The organism is Acinetobacter sp. ANC 3903 (genome assembly GCF_002135315.1).
In the GTDB taxonomy this organism is placed as follows: Bacteria; Pseudomonadota; Gammaproteobacteria; order Pseudomonadales; family Moraxellaceae; genus Acinetobacter.
The window spans coordinates 73,563-95,556 of record NZ_NEGA01000006.1; the positions used below are offsets into that span (position 1 = coordinate 73,563).

The 21,994-nt window shown below is 40.5% G+C and carries 21 protein-coding genes; 6 read left to right on the forward strand and 15 right to left on the reverse strand.

The annotated features are described in order from the left end of the window. Positions 1-229: 229 nt before the first annotated feature. Positions 230-1,231 (reverse strand): helix-turn-helix transcriptional regulator, encoded by a 1,002-nt coding sequence (locus B9T29_RS05920; protein ID WP_086175032.1) that lies wholly within the window; start codon positions 1,229-1,231, stop codon positions 230-232. Between the two features lie 380 nt (positions 1,232-1,611). Here B9T29_RS05920 and B9T29_RS05925 point away from each other — a divergent pair, with 380 nt between their 5' ends. The 4 genes from B9T29_RS05925 to B9T29_RS05940 are packed head-to-tail and all read left to right on the forward strand — an operon-like array spanning position 1,612 to position 5,341. Then, entirely contained in the window at positions 1,612-3,171 is a 1,560-nt protein-coding gene (locus tag B9T29_RS05925; protein WP_086175033.1) for a circularly permuted type 2 ATP-grasp protein, read from the forward strand. A gap of 24 nt (positions 3,172-3,195) precedes the next feature. Further along, positions 3,196-3,798 carry an alpha-E domain-containing protein gene (locus B9T29_RS05930; protein ID WP_086175034.1) on the forward strand — a complete coding sequence of 201 codons (603 nt, stop codon included), beginning with the start codon at positions 3,196-3,198 and terminating at the stop codon, positions 3,796-3,798. Beyond that, entirely contained in the window at positions 3,795-4,574 is a 780-nt protein-coding gene (locus B9T29_RS05935) for a transglutaminase family protein (RefSeq protein WP_086175035.1), read from the forward strand. The genes B9T29_RS05930 and B9T29_RS05935 overlap by 4 nt, the downstream gene beginning before the upstream one ends. Positions 4,575-4,600: 26 nt before the next feature. Beyond that, the gene (locus B9T29_RS05940) at positions 4,601-5,341 is read left to right on the forward strand and encodes a proteasome-type protease (protein WP_086175036.1); all 741 of its coding nucleotides are present in this window, start codon (positions 4,601-4,603) and stop codon (positions 5,339-5,341) included. A gap of 63 nt (positions 5,342-5,404) precedes the next feature. Here B9T29_RS05940 and alr read toward each other — a convergent pair whose 3' ends face one another. From alr to ppsA, 12 genes are all read right to left on the reverse strand, one after another. After that, the gene (gene alr, locus B9T29_RS05945) at positions 5,405-6,469 is read right to left on the reverse strand and encodes an alanine racemase (protein ID WP_086175037.1); all 1,065 of its coding nucleotides are present in this window, start codon (positions 6,467-6,469) and stop codon (positions 5,405-5,407) included. 300 nt (positions 6,470-6,769) lie between these two features. Next, complete coding sequence (gene dnaB / locus B9T29_RS05950; RefSeq protein WP_086175038.1) at positions 6,770-8,215, reverse strand: replicative DNA helicase; 1,446 nt, start codon at positions 8,213-8,215, stop codon at positions 6,770-6,772. Positions 8,216-8,472: 257 nt separating this feature from the next. Then, entirely contained in the window at positions 8,473-8,919 is a 447-nt protein-coding gene (rplI, locus tag B9T29_RS05955) for a 50S ribosomal protein L9 (RefSeq protein ID WP_086175039.1), read from the reverse strand. 9 nt (positions 8,920-8,928) lie between these two features. Continuing rightward, positions 8,929-9,156, reverse strand: coding sequence for a 30S ribosomal protein S18 (rpsR, locus tag B9T29_RS05960; RefSeq protein ID WP_004676982.1), 228 nt, complete (start codon positions 9,154-9,156; stop codon positions 8,929-8,931). A gap of 11 nt (positions 9,157-9,167) precedes the next feature. Further along, the gene (gene rpsF, locus B9T29_RS05965) at positions 9,168-9,554 is read right to left on the reverse strand and encodes a 30S ribosomal protein S6 (RefSeq protein WP_004648827.1); all 387 of its coding nucleotides are present in this window, start codon (positions 9,552-9,554) and stop codon (positions 9,168-9,170) included. A 310-nt stretch (positions 9,555-9,864) separates the two neighbouring features. Then, positions 9,865-10,743 carry a heme o synthase gene (cyoE, locus tag B9T29_RS05970; RefSeq protein ID WP_086175040.1) on the reverse strand — a complete coding sequence of 293 codons (879 nt, stop codon included), beginning with the start codon at positions 10,741-10,743 and terminating at the stop codon, positions 9,865-9,867. A 10-nt stretch (positions 10,744-10,753) separates the two neighbouring features. Further along, a complete protein-coding gene (locus tag B9T29_RS05975; protein ID WP_086175041.1) occupies positions 10,754-11,080 on the reverse strand; it encodes a cytochrome o ubiquinol oxidase subunit IV in 327 nt (108 codons plus the stop codon). Beyond that, a complete protein-coding gene (gene cyoC, locus B9T29_RS05980) occupies positions 11,081-11,701 on the reverse strand; it encodes a cytochrome o ubiquinol oxidase subunit III (RefSeq protein ID WP_086175042.1) in 621 nt (206 codons plus the stop codon). Between the two features lie 4 nt (positions 11,702-11,705). Next, the gene (cyoB, locus tag B9T29_RS05985; RefSeq protein WP_086175043.1) at positions 11,706-13,694 is read right to left on the reverse strand and encodes a cytochrome o ubiquinol oxidase subunit I; all 1,989 of its coding nucleotides are present in this window, start codon (positions 13,692-13,694) and stop codon (positions 11,706-11,708) included. 3 nt (positions 13,695-13,697) lie between these two features. After that, positions 13,698-14,768 carry a ubiquinol oxidase subunit II gene (gene cyoA / locus B9T29_RS05990; protein ID WP_086175044.1) on the reverse strand — a complete coding sequence of 357 codons (1,071 nt, stop codon included), beginning with the start codon at positions 14,766-14,768 and terminating at the stop codon, positions 13,698-13,700. Between the two features lie 317 nt (positions 14,769-15,085). Then, positions 15,086-15,856, reverse strand: coding sequence for an RDD family protein (locus B9T29_RS05995; protein ID WP_086175045.1), 771 nt, complete (start codon positions 15,854-15,856; stop codon positions 15,086-15,088). 89 nt (positions 15,857-15,945) lie between these two features. Next, positions 15,946-18,324: a phosphoenolpyruvate synthase gene (ppsA, locus tag B9T29_RS06000; RefSeq protein WP_086175046.1), complete on the reverse strand. Its 2,379-nt coding sequence runs from the start codon at positions 18,322-18,324 to the stop codon at positions 15,946-15,948. Between the two features lie 153 nt (positions 18,325-18,477). Between ppsA and B9T29_RS06005 the strand changes: the two genes are divergently transcribed. Then, positions 18,478-19,314, forward strand: coding sequence for a pyruvate, water dikinase regulatory protein (locus tag B9T29_RS06005; protein WP_086175047.1), 837 nt, complete (start codon positions 18,478-18,480; stop codon positions 19,312-19,314). Positions 19,315-19,390: 76 nt separating this feature from the next. Beyond that, the gene (locus tag B9T29_RS06010; RefSeq protein WP_143223870.1) at positions 19,391-20,161 is read left to right on the forward strand and encodes a hypothetical protein; all 771 of its coding nucleotides are present in this window, start codon (positions 19,391-19,393) and stop codon (positions 20,159-20,161) included. Between the two features lie 350 nt (positions 20,162-20,511). On the opposite strand, the gene B9T29_RS06020 is transcribed toward B9T29_RS06010, so the two are convergent. Both B9T29_RS06020 and yiaA read right to left on the reverse strand, forming a co-directional pair. Next, on the reverse strand, positions 20,512-21,066 hold the full coding sequence (locus B9T29_RS06020; protein WP_086175050.1) for a flavoprotein: 555 nt from the start codon (positions 21,064-21,066) through the stop codon (positions 20,512-20,514). A gap of 363 nt (positions 21,067-21,429) precedes the next feature. Beyond that, a complete protein-coding gene (gene yiaA / locus B9T29_RS06025; protein ID WP_086175051.1) occupies positions 21,430-21,906 on the reverse strand; it encodes an inner membrane protein YiaA in 477 nt (158 codons plus the stop codon). Positions 21,907-21,994: the final 88 nt, after the last annotated feature.

Sequence of the window (21,994 nt, forward strand, 5' to 3'; positions counted from 1 at the left end):
GAGATTTGGCGTGCTAAAGCACAATATTTGCTACTCCACAAATGAAATCAGACGCCATCAAGCTTTGTATCGGGGTGAGAAAATAAAGCTTGATGTTCTTGAAGCCCACAGTACGACAATAAAAATAGATCCAAACAGAAATATCCTATAGTCCCAATCATTGGGACTTTTTTTATTTCTAAGTTTTTTTTAATTGATTCTTGTTAGATGTATTTTTATTTCACTAATCTTATTCATTAGCAATTTGATGCACAGCATTGGAAACTTCAACAGGTTCAATATGCTGAATTTTATTGCCAAAACTTCTTAACCACCACACCAGCTGTGAAGTGAAGGGCACAGTTGCAGTGACTTGTGCTAAGCCATGATCCAGTTTGTTTATGACCTGGTCAGCGCTGAGTTGGCTTTCATCAAAATAATGTGCATCTTCTTCTGTCATGATCAGTTTTAACGCTACATTTTCAGTCGGCTTGTTATAGTCGACTCTAAAGCCTAAGGCACCGGATTCAATATAGGCATCAATATCAAAGTTAACCGGATGCATCGCACGCGAATTTAGCACTACAGCCGATTTAAAACGATGCAGGGCAAAAGTCTGAATGTCGGTTTTGTCATGACGGGTACAGATTAAATAAATAATTGCACCTTTTTGTACCAATGCCAGCGGATTTAAAATATAGGTTTTTTCTTCTCCCGAATGGCTGCGTCCCTGATAAACGCATTCAAGCTGTTTGTCTTGCAGCAAGCCTTCATAAATAGACTGCTGCGCCAGTTTATCGACCACAGGCGGAATCAATGGTTGAGTCGCTGGAACAATGCGCACCCGGTTAATCCATTGGCGGACATTGTTTTGGGTCGACAAGCTGCGGCGTGCCAGATCAAACCAGGGATTCATCTCTTCAATCAGGCTAGGTGGTAACAGGTGTTTTAGATGTTCTTCGACCATCATAAAGGTAACTGCCTGCGAGCTGGTCATATGCGGCAAGCTTTGAATAGGCGCATCTGAACGCCAACGCCAACCCTGCGGCACCGTTTTACTACTTTCAATCGGAAAACGTAACGAGATCTGATTTAAATCGCGTTGAATGGTACGCAGGCTGATATCAATCCCTTCACGTTGCAAAATTTCCTGCAATTCACGGGTGCCCATCCATTTCCCGGTAGAAAGACGAGATAAAATTTGCCACTGACGATACAGGCTATTTGAAGTTTCTTTTTCTTGTGAAGACATAACTAAAATTAAAGATCGAGTAGAGTGTTTATATAACCATTAAATGATGAACACAATAAAAAAACTGAATTTTTTTTCGCAAGCACTTGCGCCTGAGCTTGCATGTTTTGATATGAGCAAGAACAAAGCACGGCTTCGTTTGCAGCGCAAGGCACAGCTGGGGGCTAGGATATTTTTTGAAGCTACGTCGTTGTGAACTACGCATTTAGAATAACTAAATTTTTCAGTTCACGCCTCGTATCGCTTAAAAAATACGCGTAGTCGCAAACATAGAAGAATTACCAACAGACCCTAAAATGCAAGTGGATAAATAACTTAAATGGTGACTGGCATGTTTATTGCTTAACTCTACTGACAATAGAGAAAATTACGAGGTTTGTATGCTTAAAGAAAATCAAGATACAAATTCGATTCCGTCACTGGAGACGTTTGCCCATCATGAAGCAGGGGCAAAAAGCAATGTGTCTTTAACAACACAAATAAAACCAAATTCTAAATTTAATACATTATTTCAACAGTTTAAATCACATTTTTTTAATGAATTGGTTGACGATCAAAGCATGTCGGGTGAAACCTGCCAAAAAATAGAACACTGGCTATCACAACATACGCTGGAAGAGTTGAAGTCGCTGAATCAGGCAGCCAAAGATCATTTTTTATATGAAGGGATTACTTTTACCGTATATGGCGAGTCCGAAGGGATAGAGCGAACCATTCCCTATGATTTAATTCCACGGGTGATTGAAAAAAAGCAATGGAACAAGATATCGCTTGGCTGTGCACAAAGGGTACGGGCACTGAATTTATTTTTACACGATATTTATCATCAACAGGACATTTTGAAAGCCAATGTGGTACCTGAATTACAAGTGCTTAGCCATGAAGCCTATCTGCCGCATATGTATGCACATGACTTAAAAGGGAAAATTTACAGCCAAATTAGCGGGATTGATATTATTCGTGACCGCCACGGTGAATTTTATGTGCTCGAGGATAATTTAAGAACGCCGTCCGGCGTGTCTTATATGCTGGAATGCCGCAAAATTAGCCAAGAACTCATGCCACAGCTTTTTCAGCAAAATAATGTTCTGGGTATTGAGCAATATCCTCAGCTGCTTAAAGAAATCCTGGCTGAAAATGCTTATGTAGACAGTCCTTTTATCGTGGTGCTGACGCCGGGACGCTATAACAGCGCATATTATGAACATTCCTTCCTGGCAAGGGAAATGGATGTGCCTTTAGTGACATCGCGTGACCTTTTTGTAGAGAACGATAAGGTTTATGTCAAAACGATTCGTGGCAGACAGAAGGTTGATGTAATTTATCGACGGGTCGATGATGCATATCTCGATCCTCTATGCTTTTTGCCCGATAGCACCTTGGGTGTACCAGGTTTAATGTCGGCCTATCTCAATCACAATGTGGTGATTGCCAATGCACCGGGTACCGGAGTGGCAGATGATAAATCGATTTATCCTTATGTCGATAAAATGATTCATTTTTATCTGGGTGAGCAGGCCATCTTAAAAAATGTGCCGACCTATCAATGCCGGGAAACTCAAGATCTAGACTATGTTTTGTCCAATTTAGAACAACTGGTGGTGAAAGAAGCTCAAGGCTCGGGTGGTTATGGCATGTTGATTGGCCCTCAGTCTTCAAACAGCCAGATTGAGTCTTTCAGAGGCAAAATTATTGCTGCACCGCATTTGTATATTGCACAACCGACGCTGGATTTATCGGTTTGCCCGACTTTGACCGATTATGGAGTGGCAGAGCGGCATATCGATTTGCGGCCCTTTGTGCTCAGTTCGCCTTACCGAACCGAAATTGTTCCGGGTGGTTTGACACGGGTGGCTATGCAGGCAGGGTCACTGGTAGTGAATTCTTCACAAGGTGGGGGCGTTAAAGACACATGGGTGGTCGATAACCTGCATTCATAGACATCTAACCATGGGAAGGAAATTATGATTTTATTAAATAGTAATGCTCAGCAGATTTTTTGGTTAGGTCGGTATTTAACCCGGATTCAATATGCATGTGGCCAGTTTCCGTTTCTGGATAATCAGGATGCATTGCAATATGCCCATGGCTTTTGCTTGCCCGCTTTTGATGCAAGCTCACTCAATTCGTTATTTCTGGATGCTGAACAGCCTTCATCGTTCAGTCAACAATTTCAATATGCTAAAGATAATATCCAGGATTTGCGTGGCGTTCTTTCGGCAAAAGCCTATGCAGAACTAAATCAGCTGATTAAAAATGCCCATGAAAATGCGACTTATATTTGTGACGTAGCGGGAGATTGCCATGAGGTGATAGAAGCTGAGTCGGAAGATGTGTTTCTGTTTTTTAGTTTGGGACAAAATATTGAGCAGCTTGATCGGCAAATTCGTCTGAAACAGGATCAGGCCGTAACACTAAACAACCTGAATAAAGTTGTAGAGCTATTGACGCAGATTGGTTGGGATAAGCTGGATGACGCCTGGCAGCAACTTAAATTAAACCCGGATAATATGAATTTTTATCAATTTAGTGATCATATTCAGAATCTATTTGAGGTGGATGTATGAAGTTGATGATCAATCACCAAACTCATTATCAGTATAGTGATCAGGCCTGTAACAGTATTCAGTATATTAAAATGACACCGACCAGCAATGCCCATCAGCAGGTTCATTGCTGGGATGTCAGCGTGCCGGGGCTAAAAGAAATAAAAAATGATGCCTTTAACAATCTCTGGATTACCAGTTCGCAGCGCCAGTCTTATAGCCAAATGTCCATAATGGCGCAGGGCATTGTCGAGATTAACCCTGATACGCAGTTCGGGATTGCTACAAACCTCAATCCGCATTTATTTTTGCAGCCTACGCCAAGTACGCTGTGCAACGCGGAGATGAAAAGTTTTGCAGAGTGCTATGTTCCGTGGGTGAACCGAGCCAACTTAATGGTTTTGTCAGAAGCCATTTTAAATCATATTCCTTATACGCCTGACCGAACTTCGGTACAAACTTCAGCTATAGATGCTTTTCAATGCCGACAGGGGGTATGTCAGGATCATAGCCATGTCTTTATTGCCATGTGTAAATATCTGGGCTTGCCGGCGCGATATGTCTCGGGTTACTTATTTGTACCCGATACCTCTCATCTTGCCAGTCACGCTTGGGCAGAGGTTTTTTTTGAAAATTCGTGGTATTGTTTTGATACCAGCAACCAGTTATTTACGCCGAATGCGCACATTTATGTGGCTGTGGGCCGTGATTACTGGGATGTTGCACCAGTGCGAGGCATACGAGAGCGCGGTGGTGTTGAATCCATGAACTCTATCGTTCAAGTGCTCGCTTGCTGAAAACTTAAAAGTCATAAGGAGTTCTCATGACTTATTGCTGTGCGCTACGATTAGAAGATGGTCTAGTCTTTGTGAGCGATACCCGTACCAATGCCGGGGTCGATCACATCTCGGTATTTCGCAAGCTCTATATCTTTGGTGTAGAGGGTGAAAGATTTCTCACGATACAGACATCAGGAAATTTAGCCACAACCCAGGCCGTGATTGGGCATTTAAACAATCATCTGGAACTGAAGCAAGAACCGAACTTGTATAGTGTGAACACCATGTTTGAAATGGCGGAACTGGTGGGGCATACACTAAAAAAAGTCATTGCTGATGTCACAGAAGACTCGCATATGCATGAACAAGGTAATTATTATTGTAGTATTTTGTTAGGCGGGCAGATTCAAGGTTCAGAAATGCAATTGTACAATATTTATCCGCAAGGCAATTTTATTTGTGCAACAGAAGATACCCCTTATTTCCAGATTGGTGAAAGTAAATATGGCAAACCGATACTCGATCGGGCCTTAATTTATCAAATGCCTTTAGATGAAGCGCTACGTTGTTGTTTAATTTCTTTTGATTCTACCTTGCGTTCCAATGTTTCTGTGGGTATGCCACTCGATTTGGTAGTGTATAAAAAAGATTCTTTGCATATCCCAAATGGCAAACGAATTTATGAAGAAGATCCCTATTTCTGGAAACTCAGTAAACAATGGTCAGATACTTTGCGCCGTGGCTTGCTAGAGTTGCCTATCCCGACTGATGATTATTTAGATTAATAAGCTGTTATCAGAATGAAAAAACCCAAGTACAGACTTGGGTTTTTTATTGAATTTCTAGTGTTATTTTCTTATAGGACGCGGGCTTAAACGACATAGCAGCTCATAGCCAATAGTGCCATTGGCTTCGGCAACATCATCCACCAAACGGTCTTTACCCCAAAGTTCAACTTCAGTACCAAGTGGTGCATTGATACCGGTCACATCGATCGCAATCATGTCCATTGCCACGCGACCAATGACACGGGTAGCTTGACCATTAATGGATATATAGTTCTGTTTAAAGAAAGCACGCGGGTAACCATCTCCATAGCCAATCGAAACGATGGCTAGGTCCATTTCTTTGTCTGCGGTAAAAGTTGAACCATAACCGACGTGTTCACCAGCTTGAATATGATTTAAAGCAATAATTTCAGCGGTAAACGTCATCACTGGTTTGAGGTCTAAATCATGGACTGATTTATCCGCAAAGGGCGATGCACCATAGAGCATGATCCCTGGACGCACAAAATCAAAATTCAATTCAGGCCATTTATAAATGGCAGCCGAATTGCAGCAAGAACCCATCACTGGCGCACAGGCTTGTTTTACTTGTAGAAATTGTGATTTCTGCTGTTCATTGAGGGGGTGGTCTGCATCAGCATTGGCAAAGTGCATTGCCAGTACACAAGTAAAACCTTCAGCTTTAAGTGAATTAATCACTTCAATAATTTCAGGTACTTTGAAACCCAGACGGTTCATACCGCTATTGAGTTTGACCCAAACTTTTAGGTTTTTGCCAATGTAGCGTGCTTTGTGTGTAAGTAACCACTCCAATTGTTGTTGATGATGGATCACACATTCAATATTGTTCTCTACCACAACCTGCATTTCATCTTCAGAGAAAATGCCTTCAATGAGGGTAATCGGTTGCTTATAGCCAAGTTCACGAATTTCTAAAGCTTCTTCAAGGCAGGCGACACCAAAGGCATCCGTATCACCTAAGGCTGCTAAACAGTCTTTGACTCCATGTCCATAAGCATTGGCTTTAACCATACTTACAATTTGAGCAGTTGGTGCAAGTTGTTTGACACGGTTTAAATTATATTGAAGGGCTTCTCTATCAATATAAACTGTTGCTTGGCGCACCCTAGTTACTCCTTGGGATTACAATGAAACATTACAGCAATTCGTTGGATCAAATCGCTTATAAGCTACGTAAGAATATTATAGATATGCTTGTGATCTCAGTATTGAAAATGAGGAACTTAAGCAAAATGGAGATGGATATTGTAGTCCTCTAGCTGAAAATAAACACTAAGTTAAAGTGTATTTTTCACCAAAATTTAAACAGAAAAATATTATGTAATATTGAATAATGATAAATTAAAGCAATAGCACAAGAAAAATAAATTTAAAAAAACGAGGTCAATACCTCGTTTTTATATCTTATTCTTCATCATTATATTGAGAATAAAACTCGGGTGACAGGTTGCTAAAACGTGTATATTGGCCTTCAAAAGCCAGACGAACAGTACCAATTGGACCGTTACGTTGTTTACCGATAATAATTTCCGCTGTGCCTGCTTCTTTGGATTCTTTGTTATAAACTTCATCACGGTAAATAAACATAATTAAATCGGCATCCTGCTCGATCGCACCGGATTCACGAAGATCGGACATCACCGGGCGTTTATTTGGCCGGTTTTCCAGTGAGCGGTTGAGCTGAGATAATGCAATGACAGGGCACATCATTTCTTTAGCCAGTGCTTTTAAGCTTCGTGAAATTTCTGAGATCTCGCCCACGCGGTTATCACCCATACCTGGCACTTTCATCAATTGTAAGTAATCGACCATGATACAGCCAATTTTCCCGCCATGCATTTTGGCAATACGACGTGCACGTGCACGTAATTCCGTCGGAGGCAGGGCAGAAGAATCATCAATGTACAGATTTTTTTCCTGCAGTTGTAAAATGGTGCCTGTTACTTTAGACCATTCATCGCCATCCAGTTTACCGGCACGCAAATGGCCCTGATGCACTTTACCGTAAGCAGAAATCAAACGCATGGCAATCGAATCTGCTGGCATTTCCATGGAAAAAACCAAAGCTGGCAAATCGCAATTAAACAGCACACTTTCGACCAGGTTCATGGCGAAGGTGGTTTTACCCATAGAGGGACGGGCCGCCACAATGATTAAATCACCCGCTTGCATGCCGGAAGTTTTATTATCCAGTTCCAGAAAGCCTGAAGTTAAACCGGTAATATTGCCTTCCATTTGCGAAAGTTCATTTAACTTGTCAAAAACATCGGCAACCACAGCATTGATCGGTTTTGGGCCTTGAGCTTTGGCATTGTTATTATGCTGTTCGGCAATCGAAAAAATATTGGTTTCAGCCAGGTCTAAAATTTCACTGACACTGCGGCCTTTGGTGTCATAAGCGTTTTGTAGAATTTCAGAGCTGACTTTAATCATGCTGCGTAAAGTTGAAAATTCTTTAATTTTATTGGCATAGGTTTCCAGGTTATAAAAGCTGGAAGGGGAATCTGCCATCAATTGCATTAAATATTCTTCACCGCCTACGGCCTCTAGAAGATTCTGTTTGATCAGCCAGTCATTCACCAGGACTGCATCATAAGGTGAATTTTCTTGGGCTAATTTTTCAATGGCTCGGAAAATATATTTATGCCGTGTAGCATAGAAATCATTTTCACTTAATACATCACCGACTTGCTCAAAAGATTCGGCTACCGTCATAAGTGCGGCAAGAACGGCCTGTTCAATCGCCAAGTTATGCGGAGGAGTACGAAACTCTTTGAGTTGGCCCGACTCGCTTGCTTTATTATCGACTTTAGCTGAGTTAAGCATAGCGTTGGCATTCGCCTGTGACATATAAAACCCTAATTTTAAATGCAATAAATGAGTAATTTAGAAAAAGTGACGAAGAACAAAAAGGTATTCTCTTCGTATAAGCAGATGATACGCGCTCTTAAAAAAAATGCGAATCGAAAATTTCATTTATTGAAGTGTTTAAAAATAGTCAAAATAAGTGAAGTGAACAAGCGCTAAACAACGTGATTCAACTATTTTGACTATTTTCAGAGATAAAAAAAGAGCATGCAAAAGCATGCTCTTTTTCTTGCAAGAAATTACTCAGATACGATAGTAACGAGAACTTCAGCAACAACATCATGATGCAATTGGATTGCGATGTTGAATTCACCAGTGTTACGAAGCGCACCGTTTGGTAAACGAACTTCTGCACGGTCAACTTCAAGACCAGCATTAGTTAAAGCGTCTGCGATGTCACGAGTACCGATAGAACCGAATAGTTTACCTTCGTCACCAGCTTTAGCAGTGATTACGATGTTAACTTCGTTCAATTGGTCAGCACGTGCTTGAGCAGCAGCTAAAACGTCAGCTTCAGCTTTCTCAAGTTCAGCGCGACGAGCTTCAAAAGCAGCAGTGTTAGCTTCAGTAGCTGCAACTGCTTTACCTTGAGGGATAAGGAAGTTACGGCCGTAACCAGCTTTAACTGATACTTTATCGCCTAATTTACCAAGGTTTTTAATGCGTTGTAATAAGATAATATCCACAGCTCAACCTCACTTATGATTGTCAGTGTAAGGGATCAACGCTAAGTAGCGAGCTTGTTTGATAGCAAGCGCTAATTGACGTTGGTAACGAGCTTTAGTACCTGTAATACGGCTAGGAACAATCTTGCCGTTTTCAGTGATGTACTGTTTTAAAGTATCGATATCTTTGTAGTCGATGTAAGCAACTTTCTCAGCTGTAAAGCGGCAGAACTTGCGACGACGGTAAAAACGTGCCATTTATGTTCTCCTTATGCTTCAGCAGAGTCTTGAGATTGTTGTGCTTCTTCACGTTGTGCTTTACGCGCACGTTTTTCTTCAGCACTTTTAGCAAGCAATGACTCTTCAGTAATTGCATGTTCACGACGAATAATAACATTACGAAGGATTGCGTCATTATAACGGAACAATTCTTCTAATTCATTAAGCGTAGTTTGACCACATTCAACGTTCATTAAAATGTAGTGAGCTTTATGAATTTTATTAATTGGGTAAGCCAATTGACGACGGCCCCAATCTTCTAAACGGTGAATTTGACCTTCAGCTTCTTTGATGTGAGTTAGGTAACGTTCTACCATACCCACAACTTGATCGCTTTGGTCTGGATGTACCAAAAGTACGATTTCGTAGTGACGCATTGTCAGCTCCTTACGGTTTAAACAGCCTCAATTTAACTAAATTGAAGCAAGGAGTCACAACCAAGGTTGTGTCGCATAAATTTGCGAAGCGTGAATTTTAGAGCCTTTGCTTGTTAAATACAAGGTTTAAGCACAGGAAAACGGAAAAATACTGAAAAAGGTAGATGCTAAACTTTGCTTTTCACAAATTTTATGAGTAATACACTTACTTAAAGTTTGCAAGTGAAAAACAGAAATTAAAAATAGCAAAGAGCGAAGTTAGAAGAGAATATGAAATATCTCATTAAAAGATAGAGTGTAACTCTATCTTTTAAAAAAATACGATTTGTGTTGCCGGTGCAGTCGCTGTGAAACTAAAACAGATACTGATTACTGTAATTAAAATTACTGAATAGAGGAAAAAGCGTTTAGCCCAAAGTTGGTCATTTTCAGCTTTAAATCCAATTACACCAATATATAACCAGTAAATACATAAAGCATTTAATATCACTAAATAAAGCCAATTTGCATAACCATATACAAATAGGGCATTCATGGTGATGGTAAATAAAACAACATAAATCAACGATTCAATTTTAGTGCGTAAGATTGAACGCGCTACAGGAAGAATCGGAACACCTGCATTTTTGTAATCGTCAAAACGATAAACAGCAATGGCCCATGAATGAGGCATTTGCCAAAGTGCATAACCGATGAAAACCAGTAAGGCACCCAAATCAAAATGTTGAGCGACAGCGGTATAACCGATCACAGGCGGCGCAGCACCAGAAATACTACCAACGATTGTTTGATGAATAGTCGTTCGTTTTGTCCATAAGCTGTAAAAGCCAACGTATACGACAAAACCAAGGACTGCGAATAGGAAAGCGTATGCATTTACCCAAAACCATAAAATGCTAAAACCAATAAGCCCAAGTACCAATGCATAGGCATAAGCAACAGGTTCTGAAATGGATTTTTTAACCATCGCACGATTTTGTGTGCGCTGCATTTTTTGGTCGATGTCTTGATCAATAACATTATTGACCACGCACCCAGAAGCAACAACGAAGAGTGTGCCCAAGAGAGTAAGGAGCAGAAGAAGGAAATCTACAGAACCTTGGGCAGCTACAAAGTAGCCACCCAAAGTGGTAACGAAGTTACCAAAGAGAATTCCTGGCTTAGTCAGGAATAAATACTTTTTCAGCATGACAACCAGTTTAGATCATCATGTTGTAGTGAAGGTAGTTCATGATCCATACAGAACCAACCAAAAGGATGGCAATGGTCAGAATCGTATAAACGAATGCAATCACGTTCCAACGTTGCTCTGAAGAAGAATTCATGTGCAGGAAATAAATTAACTGTACAAGAATCTGAGCAACGGCAGTAATTGCAATCACGGTAATCAGAATACCGCGGTCAAAACCACCTGCCATTACCATTCCAAAAGGAATAATGGTAAGGACAATAGAGAGGATAAAACCGACTGTATACTGTTTAACGTTACCGTGTGCTGCACCAGTAGAGTTGTGATCGTGACTCATTTAGAGAACTCCCATCAAGTAAACTACGCTGAATACACAGATCCAAACGATGTCAAGGAAGTGCCAGAACAAGCTTAAGCATGCAAGACGACGTGTGTTTGGAAGTGTCAAACCATTTTTCTTGATTTGAATCATTAACACGATCATCCAAACCAAACCTGAAGTTACGTGAATACCGTGTGTACCTACCAACGTAAAGAACGAAGATAAGAATGCACTTGTACTAGGGCCATGACCAGCATGAACTAAATGATTAAACTCATATAATTCCATGCCGATGAACGAAGCACCAAATACCCAAGTAATTGCAAGCCAAGTCAGAACTTTAGATACGTCTTTCTTGTAGGCAGCAAGAACAGCAAAGCCGAACGTTACAGACGAAATCAAGAGGGCGAATGTTTCAGTTAATACGAAACTGAGAGATTCACCAAAAAGATCTCGTGCACTTGGAGTACCAACTGGAACGTGACTGCTTAATACAGCAAACGCGATGAAGAGTGTACCGAATAGGATCAAGTCACTCATCAAGTAAGACCAGAAACCAAAGACTGTGATGTCAGTATCATCGTGATGATGATGTTCATCGTGTCCGTGGTTATCGTGATGAAGTACTTCAGCCATAGTCTTAGTCCTTCTTCAAGTGTTTTTCAAGTTGTGCATAACGTTCGTTTTCGATGCGTTCAACTTCAGCAGCTGGAACATAGTAATCCACTTTCTTGGTGAAAGAAGACACGATGAAGCTAATGATCGCAGAAACGAATGTAATCGCTACTAACCACCAGATGTGCCAGATTAATGCGAAGCCCATTACTGTAATAAACATTGCAATAACGAAACCAGCCGCACGGTTTGTTGGCATATGAATGTCTTCATATTTGGTTGGTTTAGTGTATGCAATACCGTTTTCTTTGTCAGTCCAGAAAGTATCAATACCATTGATCTTTGGAAGATAGGCAAAGTTATAGAACGGAGCTGGAGATGAAGTAGACCATTCTAAAGTACGGCCATCCCAGATATCGCCAGTTACATCTATACCTTTTTCGCGTTGTAGGAAACCTACCACGATTTGCATAACGAAACATGCAATACCAAGCGCAATAAGAACAGCACCAAACATTGCAATGTTTACATATGGATCCCATTCTGGGTTGTCAAATGTATTCAAACGACGAGTCATACCCATGAAACCAAGGATATAAAGTGGCATGAACGCAAAGTAGAAACCGATGAACCAGAACCAGAATGCAGCTTTACCCCAAGTTTCATTTAACTTCCAGCCAAACATTTTTGGCCAGTAGAAAATGATACCTGCGAACATCGCGAATACTACACCACCGATAATTACGTTATGGAAGTGAGCAATCAGGAATAAAGAGTTGTGTACCAGGAAGTCCGCTGGAGGAACAGCCATCAATACACCTGTTAAACCACCGATACCGAAAGTCACAAGGAAGCCAAGTGTCCACAGCATAGGGGTTGTATAGGTAATGCGGCCCTTGTACATGGTGAACAACCAAGAGAAGATTTTTACACCAGTCGGGATCGCAATGATCATGGTCATGATACCAAAGAACGCGTTAACGTTGGCACCTGCACCCATAGTAAAGAAGTGGTGAACCCAAACAACAAGTGATAACACACCGATTGCTACAGTTGCGTACACCATTGATTTGTAACCGAACAATGCTTTACGGCAGAACACGGCAGTAACTTCTGAGTAAATACCAAAAGCTGGTAATACCAAGATGTATACTTCTGGGTGACCCCAAGTCCAAATCAAGTTTACATACAACATTGGGCTACCACCCAAGTCATTTGTAAAGAAGTGGAAGCCGAAATAACGGTCAAGTGTCAACATTGCAAGAGTCGCAGTTAATACTGGGAACGTAGCAATGATAAGTACAACAGTGACTAAAGCTGTCCAAGTAAAAATAGGCATATCCATAAGAGTCATGCCAGGCGCACGCATTTTGATGATGGTAACAAAGAAGTTAACACCCGTTAAAAGCGTACCCAGACCAGAAACCTGGAGTGCCCAAATGTAGTAGTCTACACCTACGCCAGGAGAATATTCGATACCTGAAAGAGGAGGATAAGCCATCCAGCCTGTTGCAGCGAACTCACCAATCGCAAGAGAAGCCATCATCAAACCGGCAGCACCGGCAAATAGCCAGAAACTTAAAGAGTTTAATAATGGGAATGCCACGTCACGTGCACCAATTTGAAGTGGTACAGAGATGTTCATTAAACCAACTACCAGACCCATTGCCACGAAGAAGATCATGATTACGCCATGCGCAGTAAAGATCTGATCGTAATGTTCCGGGTGTAAATAACCTTCACCGCCACCTTTTGCAAGGAACTGTTGAAGACGCATCATGATCGCATCGGCAAAGCCACGCACAAGCATGACAATGGATACCAAAATATACATGATACCAATTTTTTTATGGTCTACCGATGTGAACCATTCAGTCCACAAATAGTTCCATTTTTTGAAATAGGTGATACCTGCAACAGCTGCGATACCGCCAAGAACCATCAGTGCAACAGTAACCAGCACGATTGGATCGGTTGGAATTGCATCCGGACCTAACTTACCTAAGAAGCTCATGTCTTATTCCTCTACAGAAGCAGTCGCATGTTCAACATTTACATGGGCTCCAGAAGCAGCAGCTTCATGACCAGCAGTTGCTGAGTGATCAGCACCGTGGTAATTACTCATGTATTTGTTAATCACAGATTCGAACAATTTAGGTTCTACTGAAGAGTAGTAAGTCACTGGGTGTGGCTTAGTCGGATAAGACTTCATTGCTTCTGCAGCAGCTTTTTCTTCAGGAGTACTTGCTTTCGCAACTAATGCTTCGATTTGGTGCTTAGAACGGTTACCGTCACGTAAATTTGCTAATTCAGCCTGGTCTAAAACAGTTTTTTGAATTGCTTTAGGGTTTACTGAAGTGCCATTACCTGCTTTAACAGCAGCTACCCATTCAGCGAACTGAGCTTCAGTCACAGAGTGAGCACGGAAACGCATTTGCGAGAATCCATAACCTGAATAGACAGAAGAGAAACCGCGGTAGCCATCGGCTGGACTAGTTTCATTTGCCAAGAAATTCAAGTGAGTCTGCATACCCGCCATTGCATAAATCTGACCAGATAATGCAGGAATAAAGAACGCGTTCATTGTGAAGTTAGATGTCAAACGCAGGGTGACCGGAGTTTTTTCCGGGAAGCGGATTTCGTTAACTGTCGCAATGCCTTGTTCTGGATAGATAAAGATCCATTTGAATTGTTCAGCAACAACCTGAACAGTTAAAGGGGCTTTATCTGATTCTAGCGGACGGTATGGGTCATACTTGTGGGAGCCCCACCAAGTTAACCAAGCTAAAATACCAATAATAATGACAGGAATACCCCAAACTACAATCTCAATTGCAGTAGAGTGTGCCCATGTAGGTTTATAGTCTGCATCTTTATTTGACGCGCGATATTTCCAACCAAACCACAATGCCATAATTGCTGATGGAATTACGACCAAAAGCATTAAGTAGATCGCAGCCATCATTAGGCCACTTTGACCTTCTGCTACTGGACCTTTTGAGTTTAGAAGTACCATATCACCACCACACCCAGTTAAGAGTGCAGCAATCGCAGATAAAGACAATACAGCTAAAATCGTTTGTCTCATTTTACAACCTCGGTGAAGAGTCCCATTCCCTAATTTAATATGGGATAGCGATTAAAGTGTCGCATGATTGGAAATGTTTATTTTCGCTTAGAAAATCCAAGCATAGAAAATCCTTCCCAATCATGAGACACCGCTACGTTGTAGGGCATTATGCCTCATATCGAGCAACTAAGCTATATGTAAAATGGCTTTAAATACCTGTTATAAAAACTGATTTTTTTACTCGGAATTGAACTTTTATTATATGAATTTTATTTTAATATCAATATTCTGGGGAAAAACAGGGATGTAAAAACAATCCCTGTCTAATTAAATAGTTATTGTTTAACTACTTTGGTTTTGGCTAATTTATCATGCAAAGTTTGACGCTTTTCAGTGATTGCGAAAACATGATCAATAATTGTAATAAACGGCATAAAGAGTAAATTTAAAACGATAAAGATAAAGCTGCGTAAAGTGAAAGCACGCATCAGGCTCACTTTTTTGCCACTGTCGGCATCGACAATTTTAATTTTAGTCAGTTTTTTACCCATGCTTTGGCCTGATTTTGCCAGCATAAATGCCTGTATACCCAGCATAATGAAGATGTAAGCAAACATGGTTTGCCATGCTTCAGGAGGAATAAGGGCAAATAATTCCTGTTGCAATTGAACGGCTTGAGTTGAGCTCTGAGCCGCTTGCATTTTTTGCTGAATCTCAGAGAGCTGGTTAAATTGTTCCGGCTTTAAAAAAAATGAAGGAATTGCTGCTGCAGGTAACCACAGTAGTAAATCGATAATTTTTGCCAATATGCGGGTTGTAATTGAAGCCAGTTCCTTTTGGGCAGTGGCTTTTTTTTCAACCTGAATTTTACGAATAGCTGAATTTTGTAAAGGGCTTTGTTCGGGAGAGGATAGAGGTGAGGTATATCCTTCAGGTTCATATACAAGTTTACCTTGGGTTAATTCACCTAAAGCCTTCCATTCGGTCATACCTTGATGCCAGGCCAAGTCTGTAAGCAGTACTTGTTGACTGGCGAGCATCTGGTTTAGTTGCTCTAGGGTGTAGGGACCGGCTTGTTGATTATTTCTCGCCAAGTAAATTTGCATAAAACTAAATTCTCAAAATAAATCTAAAAATACAAAAAATCGCAGATGAAAAAAAAGACCCACGAGTGGGTCTTTTTTAACATGTTTTATTACGCTTGTTGAGCTTTTTCTTCAGCAAGGAAGAACCAAGTGTCTAAAACAGAGTCCGGGTTTAAAGAAACAGACTCAATACCTTGTTCCATCAACCATTTAGCTAGGTCAGGATGGTCAGAAGGACCTTGACCACAAATACCTACGTATTTACCTGCTTTACGACATGCATGGATTGCCATAGAAAGAAGCGCTTTAACCGCTGGGTCACGCTCATCAAACAAATGAGAAACAATACCAGAGTCACGATCTAGACCAAGTGTTAACTGAGTCAAGTCGTTAGAACCGATAGAGAAACCATCGAAGTGTTCAAGGAATTGTTCAGCCAATAATGCATTAGTTGGCAATTCGCACATCATGATCACTTTAAGACCATTTTCACCGCGTTTAAGACCGTTCAGAGCCAATAATTCAATCACACGTTTCGCTTCAGCAACTGTGCGTACGAAAGGAATCATGATTTGAATGTTGGTTAAGCCCATTTCGTCACGTGCTTTTTTCAACGCGCGGCATTCAAGCTCAAAACAGTCACGGAAGTTGTCAGAAACGTAACGGCTAGCGCCACGGAAACCAAGCATTGGGTTTTCTTCTTCTGGTTCGTATAACTTACCACCGATCAAGTTTGCATATTCGTTTGACTTAAAGTCAGACATACGCACGATCACTGGTTTGTCAGCGAATGCCGCAGCAAGCGTCGAAATACCTTCAACCAATTTTTCTACATAGAATTCGATTGGAGAAGAGTAACCCGCAGTACGTGCCATTACAGCGGCACGAGTTTCGCGTGGAAGGCTGTCAATATTCAATAATGCTTTAGGATGCACACCAATCATGCGGTTGATGATGAATTCTAGACGTGCAAGACCAATACCTGCGTTTGGAATTTGAGCAAAGTCAAATGCACGGTCAGGGTTACCCACGTTCATCATGACTTTAAATGGAAGCGCAGGCATAGATTCGATAGAGTTGCGTTGAACTTCGAAATCTAAAGAACCTTCGTAGATGAAACCTGTATCACCCTCAGCACAAGAAACTGTCACTTCTTGACCATCAGTTAATACTTCAGTTGCATTACCACAACCTACAATTGCCGGAACACCGAGTTCACGTGCAATGATTGCTGCGTGACAAGTACGACCACCACGGTTAGTGACAATGGCCGCAGCACGTTTCATTACTGGTTCCCAATCCGGGTCAGTCATGTCAGATACAAGTACGTCACCGTCTTGTACTTTATCCATTTCTTTGATTGAAGAAACGATACGTACTTTACCAGAACCGATACGTTGACCGATTGAACGGCCTTCACAAAGCACAGTACCTTTTTGTTTTAATAGGTAGCGTTCCATAGTGCCGACATTTTCACGGCTTTTTACTGTTTCTGGGCGTGCCTGAACGATGTAAAGCTGTTGGTCGTCGCCATCTTTTGCCCATTCGATGTCCATTGGCGCACCGTAATGTTCTTCAATGATCAATGCTTGTTTTGCAAGCTCTTGAAGTTCATGATCATTTAAAGAAAATTGTTGACGGTCTTGTTTTTCAACGTCGACTACAACCACAGACTTACCTGCCGCGCCTTCTTCACCATAAATCATTTTTTGGTGTTTAGAACCCAGGTTACGACGCAGGATTGAATGTTTGCCGTTTTTAAGAAGTGGTTTAGAGATATAGAATTCATCAGGGTTTACTGCACCTTGAACAACCATTTCACCCAAGCCATAAGACGCAGTGATAAATACTGCATCACGGAAGCCAGATTCTGTGTCCAAAGTGAACATTACACCTGCAGCTCCAGTTTCTGAGCGCACCATACGTTGTACGCCAGCAGAAAGGGCAACCACGTCATGTGCAAAGTTTTGGTGTACACGGTAAGAAATTGCGCGGTCGTTATAAAGAGATGCAAATACTTCTTTAATTGCGATAAGAACGTTGTCGATGCCACGGATGTTCAGGAAAGTTTCTTGCTGACCAGCGAAAGAAGCATCCGGCAAGTCTTCTGCAGTCGCAGATGAACGAACGGCAACCGCGATGTCGGGGTTGCCGTTTGAAAGAATTGCGAAAGATTCACGAACTTCTTTTTCAAGTTCTGCCGTAAGCGGAGTTTCGACAATCCATTGACGGATTTTAGCGCCAGTTTCTGCTAGAGCTATTACGTCATCAACATTTAGTGCTGCAAGCTCTGCGTTGATTTTAGCGTTTAGGCCGCTTTGCTCGAGAAATTCACGATATGCAGCAGCTGTGGTTGCAAAACCACCCGGTACCGATACACCAGCATTAGACAAATGGCTGATCATTTCACCCAGTGATGAGTTTTTCCCACCAACGAGTTCAACGTCGTGTTTCCCTAATTTTTCTAGACCAATTACGCGCGCTTCCAAAGTTGTTACTCCACTTATGCAGTATTAATCACTATCTTGGCATGAAATTATAGCAAATCGCCGAGCTTTAAGAATTTACTGGGCGACAGTCATGTAAGATGGTTTACTATAAAGATTATATAGCACTAAGACAAATATTTAAGGAGAATTTTAATGTCAGAAGGTAAACAGATTAAGCGCAGTGTGTTTTTTATCTCCGATGGTACTGCAATTACTGCTGAAACCCTTGGACACTCACTGTTAGCGCAGTTTCCTCATGTAGATTTTGACATTCATATTATTCCTTATATCAGTTCCGAAGAAGCTGCAATGAATGTTGTGGCTGAAATTAACCAGCGTGCTGATCAAGACGGGCAACAACCTTTGGTGTTTGATACTCTGGTAGACCCTTATGTACGTGATATTATTAATACTGCAAATGCAGTAAATCTTGATGTTTTTGAAGGTCTTATTGGGAAGTTGTCTGAGGTTTTGGGTACTGCTCCTACAACTTTAGTCGGACAAACCCATGCCGTGACCGATTCCGAGTCCTATAAGGCACGTATTGATGCGGTACATTTTGCCCTGGATAACGATGATGGCGCACGCACACGTCATTATGACAAGGCAGATTTGATCCTGATCGGGGTATCCCGTTCCGGTAAGACGCCAACTTCAATTTATTTGTCATTACAATTTGGAATTCGTGTTGCAAACTATCCACTGACTGAAGAAGACCTAGATGATAACCGTCTACCTGCAGTGTTAAGAGCACACAAACATAAGCTATTTGGCTTAATGATTGATGCAGAGCGACTTGTCGCGATTCGTACCGAGCGTAAAGCCAACAGCCGTTACGCAAGTTTCAGTCAATGCCAGATGGAACTGCGTGCGGTAGAAGGCATTTATATTTCAGAAGGCATTAAATATCTGAACGTTTCTGAAATGTCGATTGAAGAAATTTCAACCCGTGTTTTGCAAATGACTGGCCTGAAACGTCGTATTGGTTAATTGAAAATTTTTAAACTAGAGTTAAATCAAGGTTTAACTCTACGTTTTAATAATCGAAAATAAAAATGGTTATTATATGAATAAAATATTAAAGCCAAAAATAATGGTCTTTTTGTTTGCTTGGCTCAGTCTGGCAAATAGCCCAATTTTTGCAGCATCTGTGGCTGATTTTGAAACCCGAATAATCAATCAATATGAACAAATCCGCTTAACCGACCGCTATGAAAATGAGGGTGTGAACCAGGAAGTTGCATTAAAAATAAAGGAATTTATTCAACAGAATCCGCAAAGTTTTGCTTATGATTTTAAAAAATTAAGTAGCAAAAGCATGATTTTTGTAAATTATAGTCCTGATCGAAAGCTTAAATTTTATACACTTGATGTTTCTGCAGGCGGTACGATGCGCGAATTTGAGTCCTATGTGCAATTTAAACAGGGCAATAAAGTCATTACTCAAACCGTAAAGGATGGTGGATTTATTCGATCTATTCAGCAAACGCAATTAAATCAGCAAGCAGTTTATTTCATTTTCAGTACTTATGTAGGCAGTAGTTGTGTCGGGGCTTATGCTATACAGGCAGCACAAATCAAAAATGCGCAATATAAAGCTATTGATGTGTTTAAAACCAGAACTCAAACAATGAACCATATTGATGTCGATTATGACTGCAATTATTATCCCCAAAATATAGAGCCTTTTGATATGAATCAGCACTATATTCGGGTATCTAAGGATTTAAAAAATATCGATATTTTAGTGGTGAAAACTTCAGGTGAGTTAACTTCAAATTATCTGCGTTATCAAAAGGATAAAAATCATTATCGATATATCGGTATCGTAAAATAACACAGAAAAAAGAGGTATTATTGTCTCATGGCATAGTCTTGCAAAGTTTTGTTAATTAAATAGCTTTGATATGTTTCGATTCTTTGCCTATTCGAAAGTTTAAAAACATCTTATATTAGTTGGAAGCATTTACTGCCTCAGTTTTTCAATAAACTCAAATGATATTTGTGTAGGCGATCTCTTACTTTTGAGAGGCCAAAAGTAAGCAAAATCCTTTGTTATCCATACACAACGTCCTTGTTGTGATGGATAACGTGTGGCATCCTTGCCACACTGCGTGTATCCAAAGTTTGCTTTAATTAAACTCTGGAACAGGAATGGCATTACGGTCTCTTTTACTATAAAAGCCATTAATAGGTGCTAATAATTACATCTACCAGATGTTCAACACCTTCTATGCTTTGTACGGCATTTTCAGTGATTTTCACCACAGGCCAGGTAATCAGCTTGCAATTCTCGCGTTGTAGTGCAGCGTAATAACTATCAGATTTGAAAAAAATCTTGTTTTCAGAAGCTGAATTGGGCATGAGCTGGCGTTTTAACCAGGTATCCTGAACTTGCGATTCAAGATAGCGAATCGCCAATAATGATTTAACGCGGTTATTAAACAAACGACGATTCTTGATAATTAAAGGATGTGAAAGCAGTTTGTGAATGCCTTTTTCAGTTTGCGGCAGAATAAACAAAGGCATATTCTGGAATACTTTCACAAATTTTGCAGTACTGCAGATCTGCTCCAGATGCATGACTGTCATTTGGTTGCCCCCCACAACAGCCACATTTAAATTTGTAAAATCAAAGTTTTTAATATCTTCAGAGGTGACAATTTTTCCATGGAATTTCTGGAAAAACTCGGGTGAATTTTGAAAGAAACCATCCAATGGGCTCTTCTTCTTGTTAACCATTTTCATATCCTTTCTTATTTTTACTTCGTTGCAGTTGGTTCTGCAGTTAACTGGTATATCCAAGATGGAACTTTTGGTAAAGATTTTTCTGGAATCTTGTCAGTCATCGCAACTATGTGATTGTTTCGAATGTGGATTAATTTTTGCCTATGATTTAAGGTGTTATGCGCTTAGGATAAAATAATTTAATATTAATCGTTGCGATGACTCTAATTTGATTTTCTTTACATCCTAGAAAATTCACTGTGGCATAGTGATTCTCATCTACTTTATCTTCATAATTTTTTAGTTATGAACTCATAAAAAATAAAGACCTGCCATGAAAGAACGAGTCTTATGTTTATTCATGATGCTTATAAAAGCTTAGTTTTTTTCCTCATTATGTTCTATAGGTTGGAATTGTGTATTGGAGTAATTGGGGACACTTGGTGGCTGGGTATGTGTTCTGAGATAGTCTAAGTCGCGAATATTTTTTTGAACCGCAACCGCACCAAATAAACTCAGTAAAAATGCCATGATATAAAACCCTTTTTCACTTAATTCAAGTGAGGCATTCCACAAACCTATGGTCAATAAGGTAATGCAGATTGCAATGGAGGCGCAGCACAGCCCAAAATATATGGCAGTGACATGAATTCCTTCGAGTTTATCGAGGACAATTTTCTGCAAAGACACTGCGGTAAATAAGCCGTATAAAATCAGGATCAGATAATGGCCTTTTTCATTTAACAGTATTTCTGCATTCCAGAGACCGATCATGTAGGCTGCTGCACCTGCGATCAGCGCCAGCCAGCTTGCAGCAATAAATGCGGAGCTAGGTTTATTGATATATTGATTCATTTTATTGTCCATTATTATATGAGCTTGTTTTTATACAGTTATTATGCCTAAGCTCCAGCATTTCGCAATTATTGTTGCGATTCATTTT